The sequence below is a fragment of the Herbiconiux sp. 11R-BC genome (genome assembly GCF_049472555.1).
GTDB lineage: Bacteria > Actinomycetota > Actinomycetes > Actinomycetales > Microbacteriaceae > Herbiconiux.
This window is the reverse complement of sequence record NZ_JBCEBO010000007.1, coordinates 25,518-42,920: the sequence shown is the minus strand read 5'-3', so window position 1 is coordinate 42,920 and position 17,403 is coordinate 25,518. Positions and strand designations below refer to the sequence as shown.

18 protein-coding genes are annotated in these 17,403 nt (G+C 68.3%); 17 read left to right on the top strand and 1 reads right to left on the bottom strand.

The window, feature by feature from the left end:
- Window positions 1–21 precede the first annotated feature (21 nt).
- The gene (locus tag VD659_RS15575) at window positions 22–519 is read right to left on the bottom strand and encodes a DUF4870 domain-containing protein (protein WP_423261978.1); all 498 of its coding nucleotides are present in this window, start codon (window positions 517–519) and stop codon (window positions 22–24) included.
- Between the two features lie 202 nt (window positions 520–721).
- Between VD659_RS15575 and hrcA the strand changes: the two genes are divergently transcribed.
- The 17 genes from hrcA to VD659_RS15490 all read left to right on the top strand — a co-directional run bounded on the left by hrcA (window position 722) and on the right by VD659_RS15490 (window position 17,401).
- The gene (hrcA, locus tag VD659_RS15570; RefSeq protein WP_423261977.1) at window positions 722–1,756 is read left to right on the top strand and encodes a heat-inducible transcriptional repressor HrcA; all 1,035 of its coding nucleotides are present in this window, start codon (window positions 722–724) and stop codon (window positions 1,754–1,756) included.
- A gap of 71 nt (window positions 1,757–1,827) precedes the next feature.
- Window positions 1,828–2,934, top strand: a complete 1,107-nt coding sequence (dnaJ, locus tag VD659_RS15565) for a molecular chaperone DnaJ (RefSeq protein ID WP_423261976.1) — start codon at window positions 1,828–1,830, stop codon at window positions 2,932–2,934.
- An 11-nt stretch (window positions 2,935–2,945) separates the two neighbouring features.
- Window positions 2,946–3,689 carry a 16S rRNA (uracil(1498)-N(3))-methyltransferase gene (locus VD659_RS15560; protein ID WP_423261975.1) on the top strand — a complete coding sequence of 248 codons (744 nt, stop codon included), beginning with the start codon at window positions 2,946–2,948 and terminating at the stop codon, window positions 3,687–3,689.
- Between the two features lie 142 nt (window positions 3,690–3,831).
- On the top strand, window positions 3,832–4,194 hold the full coding sequence (locus VD659_RS15555; RefSeq protein WP_423261974.1) for an HIT domain-containing protein: 363 nt from the start codon (window positions 3,832–3,834) through the stop codon (window positions 4,192–4,194).
- 64 nt (window positions 4,195–4,258) lie between these two features.
- The gene (locus VD659_RS15550; protein WP_423262127.1) at window positions 4,259–5,236 is read left to right on the top strand and encodes a PhoH family protein; all 978 of its coding nucleotides are present in this window, start codon (window positions 4,259–4,261) and stop codon (window positions 5,234–5,236) included.
- Window positions 5,237–5,239: 3 nt separating this feature from the next.
- Window positions 5,240–5,707, top strand: a complete 468-nt coding sequence (gene ybeY, locus VD659_RS15545) for an rRNA maturation RNase YbeY (RefSeq protein WP_137836137.1) — start codon at window positions 5,240–5,242, stop codon at window positions 5,705–5,707.
- The gene (locus tag VD659_RS15540; RefSeq protein WP_137836136.1) at window positions 5,704–7,011 is read left to right on the top strand and encodes a hemolysin family protein; all 1,308 of its coding nucleotides are present in this window, start codon (window positions 5,704–5,706) and stop codon (window positions 7,009–7,011) included. The genes ybeY and VD659_RS15540 overlap by 4 nt, the downstream gene beginning before the upstream one ends.
- Window positions 7,008–7,922, top strand: a complete 915-nt coding sequence (gene era, locus VD659_RS15535) for a GTPase Era (protein WP_137836135.1) — start codon at window positions 7,008–7,010, stop codon at window positions 7,920–7,922. The genes VD659_RS15540 and era overlap by 4 nt, the downstream gene beginning before the upstream one ends.
- A 45-nt stretch (window positions 7,923–7,967) precedes the next feature.
- A complete protein-coding gene (dapA, locus tag VD659_RS15530) occupies window positions 7,968–8,948 on the top strand; it encodes a 4-hydroxy-tetrahydrodipicolinate synthase (RefSeq protein WP_137836134.1) in 981 nt (326 codons plus the stop codon).
- Between the two features lie 70 nt (window positions 8,949–9,018).
- Entirely contained in the window at window positions 9,019–10,695 is a 1,677-nt protein-coding gene (locus VD659_RS15525) for a ribonuclease J (protein ID WP_423261973.1), read from the top strand.
- A gap of 59 nt (window positions 10,696–10,754) precedes the next feature.
- Entirely contained in the window at window positions 10,755–13,547 is a 2,793-nt protein-coding gene (locus VD659_RS15520; RefSeq protein WP_423261972.1) for a DNA translocase FtsK 4TM domain-containing protein, read from the top strand.
- A 3-nt stretch (window positions 13,548–13,550) separates the two neighbouring features.
- Window positions 13,551–14,156: a CDP-diacylglycerol--glycerol-3-phosphate 3-phosphatidyltransferase gene (gene pgsA, locus VD659_RS15515; RefSeq protein WP_423261971.1), complete on the top strand. Its 606-nt coding sequence runs from the start codon at window positions 13,551–13,553 to the stop codon at window positions 14,154–14,156.
- A complete protein-coding gene (locus VD659_RS15510) occupies window positions 14,153–14,665 on the top strand; it encodes a CinA family protein (RefSeq protein WP_423261970.1) in 513 nt (170 codons plus the stop codon). Before pgsA ends, VD659_RS15510 begins: the two co-directional genes overlap by 4 nt.
- Window positions 14,666–14,825: 160 nt before the next feature.
- A complete protein-coding gene (locus VD659_RS15505; protein WP_137836129.1) occupies window positions 14,826–15,134 on the top strand; it encodes a helix-turn-helix domain-containing protein in 309 nt (102 codons plus the stop codon).
- Window positions 15,134–15,361 carry a DUF3046 domain-containing protein gene (locus tag VD659_RS15500; protein ID WP_137836128.1) on the top strand — a complete coding sequence of 76 codons (228 nt, stop codon included), beginning with the start codon at window positions 15,134–15,136 and terminating at the stop codon, window positions 15,359–15,361. The genes VD659_RS15505 and VD659_RS15500 overlap by 1 nt, the downstream gene beginning before the upstream one ends.
- A 304-nt stretch (window positions 15,362–15,665) precedes the next feature.
- Window positions 15,666–16,748 (top strand): recombinase RecA, encoded by a 1,083-nt coding sequence (gene recA, locus VD659_RS15495; RefSeq protein WP_423261969.1) that lies wholly within the window; start codon window positions 15,666–15,668, stop codon window positions 16,746–16,748.
- A gap of 5 nt (window positions 16,749–16,753) precedes the next feature.
- Window positions 16,754–17,401: a regulatory protein RecX gene (locus VD659_RS15490; RefSeq protein ID WP_423261968.1), complete on the top strand. Its 648-nt coding sequence runs from the start codon at window positions 16,754–16,756 to the stop codon at window positions 17,399–17,401.
- Window positions 17,402–17,403: the final 2 nt, after the last annotated feature.

The following is a 17,403-nucleotide window of genomic DNA, read 5'->3' as shown; positions in this document are numbered from 1 at the left end:
CAGACCCTCTCGCGACTTCTGCTACTTGATGAAGCGGAAGTTGAAGAAGTAGCGGTAGGTGCCGCCCTGGTTCACCTTGACGCCCGCGATGATCGCGAAGATCACACCGACGATCTGCACGACCCACGCCAGCGGAAGCAGGAGGAGCCCGATGAAGATGAACGAGGTGATGGTGCCGAGGATGTAGAGGCCCACCACGAAGATCGCGACGGTGATCTGGAAGTTCAGCGACTCCTTCGCTTCCTGGTTCGTCAGCGGACCGCGGTCTTTGAAGACGAGCCAGATGATCAGCGGCGGGATGAAGCCGAGGATGCCGCCCAGCTGGCCGAGCATCGCCCACTGCTTGTCGTCGGCCGGCGAGAGCGGCGCCGCGGCGACGGGCGCTCCGTAGCCGGGCTGGGGCTGCTGGTAGCCGGGAGGAGGCGCCTGGTACCCGGGAGGCGGCGTCGGCTGTCCGGGCGGGGGAGTGGGCTGGCCGGCGGCCGGGTCGTGCGGCGGTTGTGCGTTGGGGTCAGTCATGTCTCGCGCCTCTCAGACGTTGGGCATTTTCTTCGTGCAGTCGTTGCACAGAGACAAGATAGCGCCGGGCGTGCCCCGCGGCAATGATTTTCACTCAGGATGACCGGATGTTCCGCCCGTCGATCGGGGATATAATTGGCACTCCGGTAGCGTGAGTGCCAACGTGCACCGCCGGCGGCAGGCGCGAGAGGAGGGTGTTCCGATGGTTTCCGAACGCAGTCTCGAAGTGCTCCGCGTGATCGTGCAGGACTACGTGGCCTCCCGCGAGCCCGTCGGCTCCAAGAGCATCGCCGAGCGCCACGCCTTCGGGGTCTCGGCCGCCACGATCCGCAACGACATGGCGCTCCTCGAGGAGGAGGAGCTCATCACCGCTCCGCACACCTCCTCCGGCCGCGTTCCCACCGACAAGGGCTACCGGCTCTTCGTCGACCACCTCTCCGACCTGCGCCCGCTCAGCCAGGCCCAGCGGCACGCCATCGAGACCTTCCTCGACTCCTCGGTCGACGTCGACGACGTGCTCGCGCGCACCGTGCGTCTGCTCTCGCAGCTCACCCACCAGGTGGCGCTCGTGCAGTATCCCTCGCGCTCGCAGGCGCGCGTGCGGCACATCGAGCTCGTGGCGCTCGCGCCCCGCCGCCTGATGACCGTCATCATCACCGACTCCGGCCACGTCGAGCAGCGCATCGTCGAGGTACCGGGCGACATCGACGACGAGCTGATCGCCGAACTGCGCACCCGGTTCAACGAGTCCGTCGGGGGCCTGGGGCTCCTCGAGGCCGCCGCTGCCCTCACAGGGGTCCCGGCTCGCTTCGCTCCCGCCCTGCAGCCCACCGCATCCGTCGTCGCCGCCACCCTGCTCGAGCAGGTCTCGGCCAACCGGCAGGAGAAGCTGCTGATCGCCGGTGCGGCGAACCTGGTGCGCACCGAAGACGACTTCCACGGCAGCATCCTCCCCGTGCTCGAGGCGGTGGAGGAGCAGGTGGTGCTGCTGCGCCTGTTCAGCGAGATGGAGGCCGACCAGCGCGGCATCACCGTGTCGATCGGTCGCGAGAACGAGTCCTTCGGGCTCGGTGAGACCTCGATCCTCGCCTCGGGCTACAGCAGCATCGGCGGTTCTGTGTCGCGCCTCGGCGTGCTCGGGCCCACGCGCATGGACTACTCGAGCAACATCTCGGCGGTCCGCGCCGTCGCACGTTACCTCTCGCGCACCCTCGGAGACGCCGGCAGCGTCGGCTGACCGGGCCCGCATCCGCTCCCCGTCCCCCAGAACTCATCGAACGACCTCATCGAACGAAGGAGAAGCCCCGAGTGGCTGACCATTACGACGTGCTCGGCGTCTCGCGTGAAGCGACGCCCGAGGAGATCAAGAAGGCCTACCGCCGGCTCGCGCGCGAGCTGCACCCCGACGTGAATCCGAGCCCGGATGCGCAGGAGAAGTTCAAGCAGGTCACGCACGCCTATGACGTGCTGAGCGACCCGGGCCAGCGCCGCGACTACGACCGCGGCCCCCAGCCCACCTTCGGCGGCGCCGGAGGCGGCTTCGGCGGTTTCGGCGACATCTTCGAGAACTTCTTCGGCGGCCAGAGCCAGCAGCGCGGCCCCCGGTCGCGCGCCGAGCGGGGCCAGGATGCGCTGCTGCGTGTCGAGGTCGACCTCAGCGAGGTCGTGTTCGGCACCCACCGCGATCTCGAGGTCGACACGGCCGTGCTCTGCGAGACCTGCAACGGCTCCTGCTGTCTGCCCGGCACTTCGCCCGTCACCTGCGACATCTGCCACGGCGCCGGCTCGATCCAGCGCACCGTGCGCTCGCTGCTCGGCAACGTCGTGACGAGTGCGCCCTGCGGCACCTGCCGGGGCTACGGCACCGTCATCCCGAACCCCTGCACCACCTGCCAGGGCCAGGGCCGCGTGCGCGCCCGCCGCACCATCCCGGTCGACATCCCGGCCGGCGTCGACACGGGTCTCCGCCTGCAGCTGCCCGGTCAGGGCGAGGTCGGCCCCGCCGGCGGTCCGCAGGGCGACGTCTACCTCGAGATCAAGGTCAAGCACCACGAGGTGTTCTCCCGCAACGACGACGACCTGCTCTGCACCCTCGAGGTGCAGATGTGGGACGCGGTGCTCGGCACCACGGCCACCGTCGCCGCCCTCGACGGCGACATCGAGCTCGAGATCAAGCCCGGCACACAGAGCGCCGAGGTGCTCACGGTCAAGGGTCGCGGCGTCTCCCACCTGCGCGGCAACGGGCGCGGCGACCTGCGCGTGGGCATCCAGGTGGTGACGCCCACGAAGCTCGACCACAAGCAGAAGGAGCTGATGAAGCAGCTCGCCGCGGCGCACAAGTACCCGGCACCGGCACTCGGCCACTTCCAGCAGGGGCTGTTCGCGAAGCTGCGCGACCGCTTCCTCAACGTCTGAGCGGCACAGGCATGAGCTCCCTCTATCTGCGGGCCGACCTCGCCCTGGTGCCGCACGAGGTCGGCGACGTCGTCGTGCTCTCCGGTGACGAGGCGCGGCACGCGACCACGGTGAACCGGATGCGCGTGGGCGAGCACACGGCGATCGGCGACGGCAACGGCCTCGTGGTGCGCGGTGTGGTCACGCGGGCCGAGGCGCGCGAGCTGGAGCTGGCCGTGGAGTCGGCGTCGGTCCACCCCGAGCCCTCGCCGCGCACGGTGCTCGTGCAGGCGCTCGCGAAGGGCGACCGCGACGAGATGGCTGTGCAGACGGCCACCGAGCTGGGCGTCTCGGCGGTCATCCCCTGGCAGGCCGAACGATCGGTGTCGCGCTGGGTCGGGCCGAAGATCGCCAAGGGCGTCGAGCGCTGGACCACGATCGTGCGCGAGGCGGCGAAGCAGTCGATCCGGCCGTTCGTGCCGCCCGTGGGCGACCTCGCCGAGCTGCGCGAACTCGTGCGGCTCGCGGGGGAGACCCGGATGCTCGTGCTCGAGCCGGGCGCCGAGCTGCGACTCACCGGGCTGGTGCTCGACGCAGCCGACGAGCGCCCCTTGGTGCTCGTGGTGGGGCCGGAGGGCGGTGCCTCCGAGCGCGAGCTCGAGCAGCTGAGCGCGGCCGGAGCGAAGCCCGTGCGGCTGGGCGACGAGGTGCTGCGCACCTCGAGCGCCGGGCCGGCGGCGCTCGCCGTGCTGAACGTCGCACTCGGGCGGTGGTGAGGTCGCGGCTGCGCTCGCTGCCGGGCCCGCCTCCGGGCTGAGCCGGAGCAACCTCTCCTCCACAGAACGCCCGTAGCGAACCGGGGCGGCCGAGTTGTCCACAGGCCGCCGATCCGGTGGGCGTCAAAACTACAATGGAGCCATGTCCACCGAAACCGGCTCGCCGTCGATATTCAGCCGCATCGTCTCCCGGGAGATCCCGGCGACGATCCTCGCCGAGACCGAGCGCGTCATCGCGTTCCCCGACATCGCGCCCAAGGCGCCCGTGCACGTCCTCGTCGTTCCGAAGACGGAGCAGTACCGCGACGTGGTCGAACTGGCCGTCGGCGACCCCGGCCTCCTCGCCGAGCTCGTGGCCGTCGCGAATTCCCTCGCCACCGAGCTCACGGGCGGCGACTTCAGACTCATCTTCAACACCGGCGCCGGCGCCGGACAGACGGTCTTCCACGTGCACGCCCACGTGCTCGGGGGCGGCCTCGAGGAAGGATCCCTTGGACAGGGCTGACGCACGACCTACTCCGACCCCGGCCCCCGTGGCCGAGGCGCGGCTGCACATCGACGGTATCGAGATGGTGCGGCTTCTCGGGCCGCAAGACCGGCTGCTCAGCACGATCGAGCGTCAATATCCCCTCGTCGCCGTGCACGTGCGCGGCAACGACATCACGATCTCCGGTGACGCCGGTCAGGTCGAGGGCGCCCGCCGCCTCGTCGAGGAGCTGCTGCTGATGGTGCGCAACGGGCAAGACGTCACCCCGGCCGAGGTGTCGACCTCGGCGCGCATCCTCGAGAAAGACCGCTCCACGAGCCCGGCCGAGCTGCTGAGCCAGGCCATCCTCACGGCACGCGGCAAGAGCGTGCGGCCGAAGACCCTGGGTCAGAAGAGCTACGTCGACGCGATCGACGAGAACACCATCGTGTTCGGCATCGGGCCGGCGGGAACGGGCAAGACCTACCTGGCCATGGCGAAGGCCGTGCAGTCGCTGCAGCGCAAAGAGGTCGAGCGCATCATCCTCACGCGCCCGGCGGTCGAGGCGGGCGAGCGGCTGGGCTACCTTCCCGGCACGCTCACCGACAAGATCGACCCCTATCTGCGGCCGCTCTACGACGCGCTCAACGAGATGATGGACCCGGAGATCGTGCCGAAGCTGCTCGCCGCCGGCACCATCGAGGTCGCGCCGCTCGCCTACATGCGCGGGCGCACGCTCAACAACTCCTTCATCGTGCTCGACGAGGCGCAGAACACCACGCCCGAGCAGATGAAGATGTTCCTCACGCGCCTCGGTTTCGGCTCGAAGATGGTGGTCACCGGCGACATCACGCAGGTCGACCTGCCCACCGGCACGAGCGGTCTGCAGGTGGTCACGCGCATCCTGGAGCGCATCGACGACATCCACTTCGCCACGCTCACGAGCGCCGACGTGGTGCGGCACACCCTCGTGGGCCAGATCGTCGACGCCTACACGAAATACGACCAGGTGAAGATGGCCGAGAACAACACCCCCGGATTCACGAGCGATCGCGATCGCCGTTACAACAGGAAGCGATAGCCCTTGTCGATCGAAGTGAACAACGAGTCGTCCATCCCGGTCGACGAGACGGCCCTGCTGCGGCTGGCCAGCTACGCCCTCGACCAGATGCACGTGCACCCCGACGCGGAGCTCGCCATCGTGCTGGTCGACGAGGCCGCGATGGAGCAGCTGCATGTGCAGTGGATGGACGAACCGGGTCCCACCGACGTGCTGAGCTTCCCGATGGACGAACTGCGCCCGGGCACCGAAGAACAGCCCACCCCGGCCGGCCTGCTCGGCGACGTGGTGCTCTGCCCGCAGGTGGCGGAGTCGCAGGCGGAGACCGCCGGCCACTCGACGCTCGAGGAGCTGCTGCTGCTCACCACCCATGGCATCCTGCACCTGCTCGGCTTCGACCACGCCGAGCCCGATGAGGAGAAGGAGATGTTCGGCATCCAGCGCGACATCCTCGTCGGCTTCGCGATGAGCGAGCGCCGCCGCCGGCCATGACCGTCGTCCTGTTCCTCCTCGCCGCCTTCGTGCTGGTGGCGTTCGGCGGACTCTTCGCGGCGGTCGACTCGGCCGTGCTCTCGCTCACGCGCTCCGACGTGCTGGAGCTCGCCGAGCGCTACCGTCCCAAGCGCTCGCTGCGGGCGATCGCCGACGACCCGGGCGCCCACATCAACGCGGTCAACTTCGCGCGCGTGGTGTTCGAGACCACGGCGGCGGTGCTCGTCACCATCGCCCTCGCCTTCTCGATCGACGTGCTCTGGCTCGCGCTGGTGCTCTCCGCCCTCATCATGACCGCGGTGTCGTTCGTGCTCGTGGGTTCGAGCCCGCGCAGCGTCGGCCGCGTGCACTCGCGGCTCGTGCTGCGCTACGGCGCCGTGCCGGTGCACCTCACCCGCGTGGTGCTCGGCCCGATCGCCAATGCGCTCGTCGCCATCGGCAACCGCGTCACGCCGGGCCGGCCGCGCTCAGGCACCTTCTCCTCCGAGGAGCAGCTGCTCAGCATGGTCGACGAGGCCACCGAACTGGAGGTGCTCGAAGAAGACGATCGCGAGCTCATCCACTCGATCATCGAGTTCAACGACACCGTGGTGCGAGAGGTCATGATCCCGCGCACCGACATGGTGACGATCGAAGACGACGCGACCGTCGGGCACGGGCTCGGGCTCTTCCTCAGCAAGGGCGTGTCGCGCATCCCGATCGTGGTCGACGACGACGTCGACGAGATCTCGGGTGTGCTCTACCTGCGCGACGCGGCCCGCCTCAGCTACGAACGGCCCGAGAAGGTCGACACCATGAAGGTGAGCAAACTCGGCCGGCCGGCCCTGTTCATCCCGGAGTCGAAGAAGGTCGACGACACCCTGCGCCAGATGCAGCTGGAGTCGAACCACCTGGCGATGGTGGTCGACGAGTACGGCGGCATCGCCGGTCTCGTGACCCTCGAAGATCTCATCGAGGAGCTCGTCGGTGACATCTCCGACGAATACGACCGCGACGTGGTCGAGGTCGAGGAGCTCGGCGACGGCCGCTACCGGGTGAACGCCCGGCTGCCCGTCGACGAGCTGGGCGAGCTGTTCGATCTCGAGCTCGACGACGATGACGTCGACTCCGTGGGAGGCCTCCTCTCGAAGGCGCTCGGACGCCTGCCCGAGGCGGGCTCCGTGGCGCGGGTGTCCGGGCTGGTGCTCACGGCCGACCGAGCCGACGGACGACGCAAGCGCATCTCGACCGTTATCGTGGCACGCGACCCCGAATCGGCCACCGGCCCCGGATCGGTCACCCAGACAGAGAGCGAGACGGCATGAGCGACGCAGCAGGCGCAACGGACGACGACTTCCGCGCGGGGTTCGTGACCTTTGTCGGGCGCCCCAACGTGGGCAAGTCGACGCTCACCAACGCCCTCGTGGGCGAGAAGGTGGCCATCACGAGTTCCAAGCCGCAGACCACCCGGCAGACCATCCGCGGAATCGTGCACGAGCCCGGAGGGCAGGTCATCGTGGTCGACACGCCGGGCATGCACCGCCCGCGCACGCTGCTCGGCGAGCGCCTGAACTCGCTCGTGCAGTCGACCCTCGGCGACGTCGACGTGATCGGCTTCTGCCTGCCGGCCGACGAGAAGCTCGGCCCGGGCGACCGCTACATCAACGACCAGCTCGACCAGTACCCGGGCGCCAAGAAGATCGCCATCGTCACGAAGATCGACTCGGCGTCGAAGCAGCAGGTCGGCGAGCAGCTCCTCGCGGTGTCCGAGCTTCGCGACTGGGAGACCGTCATCCCGGTGTCGGCCACGAGCCGCATCCAGCTCGACGTGCTGATCCACGAGCTCATCCGCATGCTCCCGGTGTCGGAGCGCCTCTACCCCGACGACCAGTTCACCGACGAGGGCCTCGAGTCCCGCATCTCGGAGCTGATCCGCGAGGCCGCACTCGAGGGCGTGCGCGACGAGCTGCCTCACTCCATCGCCGTCACCATCGACGACATGCGCGAGCGCGACGACAAAGACCTCGTCGAGATCTATGCCAACCTCTTCGTGGAACGCGACAGCCAGAAGGGCATCATCATCGGCCCGAAGGGCGCTCGCCTCGGCGAGGTCGGCGCCCGGGCCCGGGCGCAGATCGAGCCGCTGCTCGGCCAGCAGGTCTACCTCAACATCCGCGTCAAGGTGGCGAAGGACTGGCAGCGCGACCCGAAACTGCTGGGCCGCCTCGGCTTCTGACCGGCAGCTGGGTGGAGACCGTGCGCGAGACGATAGCCTGTAGTCGTGTCTAACGCTACGAACCCATTCGGCCAGGTCCTGGTCGCCATGGTCACCCCTTTCACGGCCGACGGCGAAGTCGATTGGCCCGGGGTGGAGAAGCTCATCGACGACCTGATCACGGGCGGAGCCGACGGCATCGTCGTCTCCGGCACCACCGGTGAGACGTCGACCCTCACCGACCCGGAGAAGATCCGTCTGGTCCAGGTGGGCAAAGACGTCGCCGCGGGCCGCGCGAAGATCATCACCGGTGGCGGCTCCAACGAGACGGCGCACGCCATGCAGCTCGCCCGCCAGAGCGAGAAGGCGGGCGCCGACGGCAACCTCGTCGTCACGCCCTATTACAACAAGCCCACGCAGGCGGGCATCCTCACGCACTTCCGCATGATCGCGGATGCCACCGACCTGCCCGTCATCCTCTACGACATCCCGGGCCGCACCGGCGTGCCGATCAAGTACGAGACGATCCTGCGTCTCTCGAAGCACCCGAACATCCTCGCCGTCAAAGACGCCAAGGGCGACTTCAGCGAGGTCAGCCGCGTGCTCAACCAGACCGACCTGCTCTACTTCTCGGGCGACGACGCCAACGTACTGCCGCACATGGCCATCGGAGCGGCCGGCCTCATCGGCGTCACCGCCAACGTCGCCCCCGCGCCCTACCGTGTGATCGTCGACGCCGTGAACGCCGGCGATCTCGCCACCGCCACCGCGGCCCACCGCTCGCTCGAGCCGCTCGTGCGCGCCATCATGACGCACGTTCCCGGCACGGTCGCCGCGAAGTACATCCTGCACGGCCTCGGCCGCATCAGCAGCCCGCGCGTGCGCCTGCCCCTCGTGGGCCCCGAGGAGTGGGAGGCCGAGATGATCGAGAACGAGATCGACCTCGTGCGCGACATCCCGGGTCTCACCTTCACCAAGAACTTCCGCCCCGACCGCAACGCCGCCGCCGGTGGCGCCTTGCCGAAGGTCGCGGGCACCACCCGCTGACCGGCGGGACCACGACGACCGGATGCGCCGCGCATCCGCAGCAGCTATCAGCCAACAGCGAGGAGGGCCCATGCAAAGCCCGATTTCAGATCCGCCCATTCTCGAAGCGGGAACGCTCCGCATCACCCCCGTCGGGGGTCTCGGAGAGATCGGCCGCAACATGACCGTGTTCGAATACGAGGGCAAGCTCCTCGTGGTCGACTGCGGCGTGCTCTTCCCCGAGGAGAACCAGCCGGGGGTCGACCTCATCCTCCCCGACTTCAGCGTGGTTCGCGACCGCCTCGAGGACGTGGTGGGCATCGTGCTGACGCACGGCCACGAAGACCACATCGGGGCGGTTCCCTACCTCCTGAAGCTGCGGCAGGACATCCCGCTGATCGGCTCGGCGCTCACGCTCGCCCTCGTCGAGGCGAAGCTCAAGGAGCACCGCATCACGCCCTACACCTTCGACGTGCGCGAGGGCCAGGTCGAGAACCTCGGCCCGTTCGAGTGCGAGTTCGTGGCCGTGAACCACTCGATCCCGGATGCGCTGGCCGTGGCCATCAAGACGCCCGCGGGCGTGGTGCTGCACACCGGCGACTTCAAGATGGACCAGCTGCCGCTGGACAACCGTCTCACCGACCTCCGTGCCTTCGCCCGCCTGGGCGAGGCCGGCGTCGACCTGTTCCTGGTCGACTCGACCAACGCCGACGTGCCGGGCTTCACGCCCACCGAGCGCGAGATCGGCCCCGTGCTGGAATCGGTCATCGCCCGCGCTCCGCGCCGCGTCGTGGTGGCGAGCTTCTCGAGCCACGTGCACCGCGTTCAGCAGGTGCTCGACGCCGCGCATGCCAACGGCCGCCGCGTGGCGCTGCTGGGCCGCTCGATGGTGCGCAACATGGGCATCGCCGCCGATCTCGGCTACCTGCACGTGCCCGAGGGCGTGCTGGTCGACTTCAAGAAGGCCGGGGACATCCCCGACAACAAGATCGTCTACATGTCCACGGGCTCGCAGGGTGAGCCGATGGCGGTGCTCTCGCGCATGGTCAACCTCGAGCACCAGGTGGAGGTGGGCCCGGGCGACACCGTCATCCTGGCGTCCAGCCTCATCCCGGGCAACGAGAACGCGGTCTACCGCATCATCAACGGGCTCACCAAGCTCGGAGCCAACGTGGTGCACAAGGCCAACGCGAAGGTGCACGTCTCCGGCCACGCGGCCGCGGGCGAGCTGCTCTACTGCTACAACATCCTGAAGCCGAAGAACGTGCTCCCGGTGCACGGCGAGTACCGCCACCTCGTGGCCAACCAGAAGCTCGCGATCGCTAGCGGCGTGCCCGAGCAGAACACGATCATCGCCGAGGACGGCACGGTGATCGACCTGCGCGCCGGCGTCGCCAAGGTCGTGGGCCAGTACGACCTCGGCTACGTCTACGTCGACGGCTCGACGGTGGGCGAGATCACGGATGCCGACCTCAAAGACCGCCGCATCCTCGGCGAAGAGGGCTTCATCTCGATCATCGTCGTCGTGGAGGCGCAGACCGGGCGCATCGTCTCGGGCCCCGAGATCCATGCCAAGGGCTTCGCCGAAGACGACAAGGTCTTCGATGCCCTCAAACCGAAGATCAGCGCGGCCCTCGCCGAGGCGGCCCAGAACGGCGTGCGCGAGTCCCACGCCCTTCAGCAGATCGTGCGTCGCACGGTCGGCCGCTGGGTGAACACCTCGTACCGTCGCCGCCCGATGATCGTCCCGGTCGTCATCGAAGCCTGATTCCAGACACCCGCGGCCCATGACGGGGCGAAGTCGGCGGTCGCCGGTAGCGTGACAGGATGGCCACCAGTAGCAAGTCGACGCCCCGTTCCCGTGGGGCGTCATCGGCGCGCGGGCCGGCGGCGAGCAGTCGCAAGCCGGCCCAGCGCACCGCCGCGCAGAAGACCGTCAAGTACCCGGTCGTCGAGGAGCCGGGCGGCACCAACGTGTTCGCCTCCGCCTGGATGGGCCTGGCCCATCTCGTGGGCGGAGCCGCCCGGGCGTTCGGCCCCGAGAAGCTCGCGAAAGAGGAGCGCCGCGACGGGTTGCCCTTCCTGATCTTCCTGCTCGCGGTCGCGGGCGCCGTGGTGGAGTGGTTCCTCGCCACGAACGCGGTCGCGATCTCGCTCAACGCGTGGACCTTCGGGGGCCTGTTCGGCCGGGTCTCCTACGCACTGCCGGTCATCATGCTGCTGCTCGCGCTCTGGCTCTTCCGGCACCCCAGCTCGGTGCACGACAACGGGCGCATCGGCATCGGCCTCGCCGTGATGCTCGTCTCGGTCTCGGGGCTCTGCCACGTCTTCGGCTCGGCGCCCGACCCGGCGACCGGCATGGATGCGCTGGCCGTCGCGGGCGGCATCGTCGGCTGGATCGTGGCCGCACCCCTCATCGCGCTCATTACGCCGATCGGCGCGACGATCGTCATCTCCTTCTTCTTCGTTCTCTCGCTCTTCATCGTCACCAAGACGCCGCCGAACAAGATCGGCCGTCGCTTCCGTGAGCTCTACGCCTACCTCTTCGGCACCCCGGCCCCGGCCGACGACGAGCCGCAGCCGGCCAAGGGGGCGGCGAAGGAGATGACCACGCAAGACGTGCTCGACTTCGGCGCCGCGGGCGACGACGAAGGCGAGTCGCTGCCGTGGTGGCGTCGCAACAAGAGCCAGCGCGAGGTCGACCCCGAGTTCGACACCCCGCTCATCGCTCCGAGGGTCGAAGACCGCACGGTGCGCGAAGAGGAGGTGCCGTTCGCGAGCGCGGCCGACATCGACACGACCGAGGCCTTCGGCAACGGTCTGCTCGACGACATGGAGGCCGCCGAACTCGCGATCAAGCGCGTGACCGGCGAGGTGCTGCCCGGCCGCCCCTCGGCGACGGGCCTGCTCGACGACTCGATGACCGAGGCGCTGCCCGCGTTCTCGGGCACGCCCATCCCCACCGCGCCGGCCGCCGACGAGGCTCCGGATGCGTTCACCCTCGCCGCGGCCCAGGAGCGCGACGCGGCGAACTACCGCCTGCCCGCGGCCTCCAACCTCGTGGCGGGCGGCCCGGCCAAGGCGAGATCGGCCGCGAACGACGAGGTCGTGCGCGCCATCACGGATGTGCTCAAGCAGTTCTCCGTCGACGCCACCGTCACCGGCTTCTCCCGCGGTCCCACCGTCACGCGCTACGAGATCGAGCTCGGCCAGGGTGTCAAGGTCGAGCGCGTCACCGCGCTCAGCAAGAACCTGGCCTACGCGGTGGCCTCGAACGAGGTGCGCATCCTGTCTCCCATCCCGGGGCGCAGCGCCATCGGCATCGAGATCCCGAACACCGATCGCGAGACCGTGGTGCTCGGCGACGTGCTGCGATCGTCGAAGGCCATCAACGACACGCATCCGATGACCATCGGCGTCGGCAAAGACGTCGAGGGCAAGTTCGTGCTCGCCAACCTCGCCAAGATGCCCCACCTCCTGGTGGCCGGTTCCACCGGCTCGGGAAAGTCGAGCTTCGTCAACTCGATGGTCACCTCCATCCTCATGCGCGCGAAGCCCAGTGAGGTGCGCATGGTGCTCATCGACCCCAAGCGCGTGGAGCTCACCGCCTACCAGGGTGTTCCGCACCTCATCACGCCCATCATCACGAACCCGAAGAAGGCCGCCGAAGCCCTCTCCTGGGTCGTGAAGGAGATGGACATGCGCTACGACGACCTCGAGAGCTTCGGCTTCCGGCACATCGATGACTTCAACCGTGCCGTCATCAACGACGAGATCCAGCTGCCGCCGGCCTCGCAGCGCGTGCTCAAGCCGTACCCCTACCTGCTCGTGGTGGTCGACGAGCTCGCCGACCTCATGATGGTGGCCCCTCGGGACGTCGAGGACTCGATCGTGCGCATCACGCAGCTCGCCCGCGCATCCGGAATCCACCTCGTGCTCGCCACGCAGCGGCCCTCGGTCGACGTGGTGACCGGACTCATCAAGGCGAACGTGCCCTCGCGGCTCGCCTTCGCGGTCACGAGCGTCACCGACTCCCGCGTCATCCTCGACCAGCCGGGAGCCGACAAGCTGATCGGCCAGGGCGACGCGCTCTTCCTGCCGATGGGCTCCTCGAAGGCCATCCGCGTGCAGGGCGCGTGGGTGAGCGAGTCGGAGATCGCCAAGGTGGTGGCGCATGTCACGCGCCAGGCGCGTCCCGACTACCGCGACGACGTGGCCGTCACGGCAGAGAAGAAGCAGATCGACTCCGACATCGGAGACGACCTCGAGGTGCTGCTCGCCGCGGCCGAGCTGGTGGTGAACACGCAGTTCGGCTCCACGTCCATGCTGCAGCGCAAGTTGAAGGTCGGGTTCGCGAAGGCCGGCCGGCTGATGGACCTGCTGGAGTCGCGCGAGATCGTGGGCCCGTCGGAGGGCTCGAAGGCTCGCGACGTGCTCGTGACGGCCGATCAGCTGCCCGACATCCTGGCGATGCTGCGAGGCGAGGGCGATGGGCCCGCAGCGGGTGCGGGAGCCTCCGCCGGGCATGCCCCCTCGGTGTCGCCGCAGGGCAACGCCCGATACGCTGAGGACGAGGAATCTTCGAGCGAGGATGCCTGGCAGTTGACCGGCAGGGAGTAGCACGTGACGAAGAGCGACGGAGCAGCAGCGGCGCTTCCGCAGCCGAGCAACTGGAACCTTCCCAACGCGATCACGATCGTGCGCATCCTGCTCGCGCCGGTGTTCTTCGTGATGCTGCTGGCCGACAACGGCGCCGACGGCGGTCTCCGCTGGGCCGCGGCTGTGCTGTTCATCCTCGCCATCGCGACCGACGGCATCGACGGGCACATCGCCCGCAGCCGCAACCTCGTGACCGACCTCGGCAAGCTGCTCGATCCGATCGCCGACAAGGTGCTCACGGGGGCGGCGCTCATCGGTCTGTCGATCCTCGCCGAGCTGCCCTGGTGGGTCACGATCGTGATCCTCGTTCGGGAGGTCGGCATCACGGTGTGGCGCTTCGTGCAGCTCTCCGACCGCGTCATCCCGGCCTCGCGTGGTGGCAAGCTCAAGACCCTCGTGCAGTCGATCGCGATCTCGCTCGCCCTGCTGCCGTTCCCGATGCTGCTCGGAGACTGGGTGAACTGGGTCAACGGCGTCTTCATGACGCTCGCGCTGCTCCTCACCGTGGTGACGGGCATCGACTACCTCGTGCAGGCCTGGCGTCTGAATCGCGCACCGGCGTCGAAATGACCGACGGCGCGGATGCCGCGGCCCGGCCGGATGACGTGGCCACCCGCATCATCGCCGCCCTGACGACGAGCCACAGCTCGATCGCGATCGCGGAATCGCTGACCGGTGGCCTGCTGACGGCTGCCCTCGTGGCCGTGCCCGGTGCATCCGTTGTGCTCCGGGGCGGCGTCGTGGCTTACGACACCGCGATCAAGCACACCGTGCTGGGTGTGGACGCGGAGGTGCTCTCGGCACACGGCCCCGTGCATCCGGATGTCGCGATGCAGATGGCGGTCGGCGTTCGCACCGCCCTGGCCGTCGGGGGCGAGCCCGCGCTCATCGGGCTCTCGACGACGGGCGTCGCCGGCCCGGAATCCCATGACGGACACGAGCCGGGAACAGCCTTCGTGGGGCTCGCGATCGGGGGAGAGGTGCGGAGTTTCCCCCTTCGCATCACCGGTGACCGGAACGCGGTGAGGGTCGGGGTCGTGCAGCACGCGCTGGTGATTCTGGAAGAATCCCTGGGATGAAACCGGCCGGGAATGCGACGCGTTTCGATCTCGTTACATCTGATGTCATTCACAAGATATGTCCAGTCCCCGTCGTCTAGAGTTTCTGCTACGAACCACTGTCGACCAGCGGTTCGGGTGCCACTCGAAATGACCGTGACGGGAACGCAAGGAGGGTCCAATGATTCTAGTTCGTCAGGAAATCGGCGACGTGCTTCGGGACTTCCGCCTGCAGAAGGGGCGCACCCTTCGTCAAGTGGCCAGCAAGGCGAGCGTCGCGCTCGGCTACCTGAGTGAGGTCGAGCGAGGCCAGAAAGAGGCTTCGAGCGAGATCCTCGCGTCGGTGGCCGATGCTCTCGACACGCCCATCTCGGTCATCATGCGCGAAGTCGGAGACCGTCTGGCGATCGTGGAGGGAATCGACCCGATCCCCGACACCGTTCCCGACGAGTTCGTCGCCGACTTCGACGCGGATCTCGTCGCCCGGTAGTGCGGCTGAGCGAGTTCCGGCAGGCGATCACCGACGAGTTCGGTGTGGCCTACGGTCAGGTTGTCACGAGCGATCTCGTGCTCGTCGGCCTCGGAGACCGAACGCCCGAGCAGGCGTTGGCGTCAGGCATCCCCCCGCGAGAGGTGTGGCTCGCGGTGTGCCAGGCAGCGGATGTGCCGCTGACGAGACGACATGGGGCGGGGCTTCCCGCCCAGCCCCGCGGCTGAACACCGAAGCAGTTTCGAAAGGCCCCCGGTACGCCGGGGGCCTTTTTCGTCGCCGACACGCCGCATTTGTCTCGAAGGTATGTTCGGACTTCGGTAGTGTTCTGCACAGCGAGAGAATCGAAACAGTTCTCCACAGATCGATGGATCCCCGACGTGATGTCGGACGGTCTCTCTAGCGTGGATGTTGTTCGAGCAATCCCGTGAACGCCTTGTCGTTGCCGTTCGGAAGATCGAACGCACACGACAGCCTGTGGGCACACCGACGCAGCCGACCCGGCCGCACAACGATCAAAAGGAGACCGAGATGCCGTCAGACGCAAATCGTGAGAAAGCACTCGAAACCGCACTCGCCCAGATCGACCGCCAGTTCGGCAAGGGCTCGGTCATGCGGCTGGGCAGCGACGATCGCGCGCCCGTCGAGGTCGTTCCGACCGGATCGATCGCGCTGGATGTCGCGCTCGGCATCGGGGGTCTGCCCCGTGGTCGCATCGTCGAGATCTACGGCCCGGAGTCGTCGGGTAAGACGACGCTCACCCTGCACGCCATCGCGAACGCGCAGCGCGCCGGAGGCATCGCCGCCTTCATCGACGCGGAACACGCGCTCGACCCCGAATACGCCAAGAAGCTCGGCGTCGACATCGATGCCCTGCTCGTCTCGCAGCCCGACACGGGGGAGCAGGCTCTCGAGATCGCCGACATGCTCGTGCGCTCCGGGTCGATCGATCTGATCGTCATCGACTCGGTGGCGGCACTCGTGCCCCGCGCCGAGATCGAAGGCGAGATGGGCGACTCCCACGTGGGTCTCCAGGCGCGCCTCATGTCTCAGGCGCTCCGTAAGCTCACCGGTGGCCTCAGCCAGACCAACACCACCATGATCTTCATCAACCAGCTCCGCGAGAAGATCGGCGTGTTCTTCGGCAGCCCCGAGACCACCGCCGGTGGAAAGGCGCTGAAGTTCTACGCCTCGGTGCGTCTCGACATCCGCCGTATCGAGACCCTCAAGGAGGGCACCGAGGCGGTCGGCAACCGCACTCGGGTGAAGGTGGTCAAGAACAAGATGGCGCCGCCCTTCAAACAGGCGGAGTTCGACATCCTCTACGGCATCGGCATCTCGCGCGAGGGCAGCCTGATCGACTTCGGCGTCGAGCACGAGATCGTGCGCAAGTCGGGGGCGTGGTACACCTACGACGGCGACCAGCTCGGCCAGGGCAAAGAGAACTCCCGCCGCTTCCTCACTGAGAACCCCGATGTGGCGCTCGAGATCGAGAACAAGATCCTGGCGAAGCTCGGCATCGGCGAGGTCGGGGCCGCGGCTGCCGCGGCGGCGGTCGCTGCCGGCAACGTCGAGCCGATTGCGCCCAAGATCGCCTCGCGGAAGGGCGCCTGATCCGCATGAACGACGTCGTGAGCCTCGATGCCGTGCGGCGGGGCCGTGGCCCGGTGCCGACCGGCTTCGAGGCCCACCCGTCGTCGGGCGGTCGGGAGAAACCCAGATCGACCGTTGAGTTCACCGGTCTCGCGGCGGTGGAGCCGGATGCGGTCTCCGACGAGGAGCGTCTCGAGCGAGTGAGTGACACGGTGGTGCGCGCCCTCGGCCGGCGGCAGCTCTCGGCCGACGAGACGCACGCGCTGCTGATGGCGCAGGGCGCCTCCGATGAAGAGGCCGTGGTGCTCGTGGCGCGCTACCGGGAGCTCGGCTACCTGAACGACGTCGAGCTCGCCGAGGCGCTGGTCGAGCGGCTCAGCGAGCGCAATCACAAGAGCCGGCAGGTCATCTTCCGTGAACTCGTCGCCCGCAAGATTCCGGTGTCGGTGGTGAACGAGGCACTCGAGCAGCTCGACGACGACCACGAGTTCACGCTCGCCCTGGAGGCCGCGGTGAAGCGGATCGGTCAGCTCGCCTCGTACGACGACGCCACGGCCGAGCGCCGGCTGGTCGGGTTCCTCACCCGTCGCGGTTTCGCATCGGGCGTGGTGCGCGAGGTCACGCGCCGGGCGATGGCGACGAGGCGTTCGACCGGGCTCCCGCGATTCCGCTGACC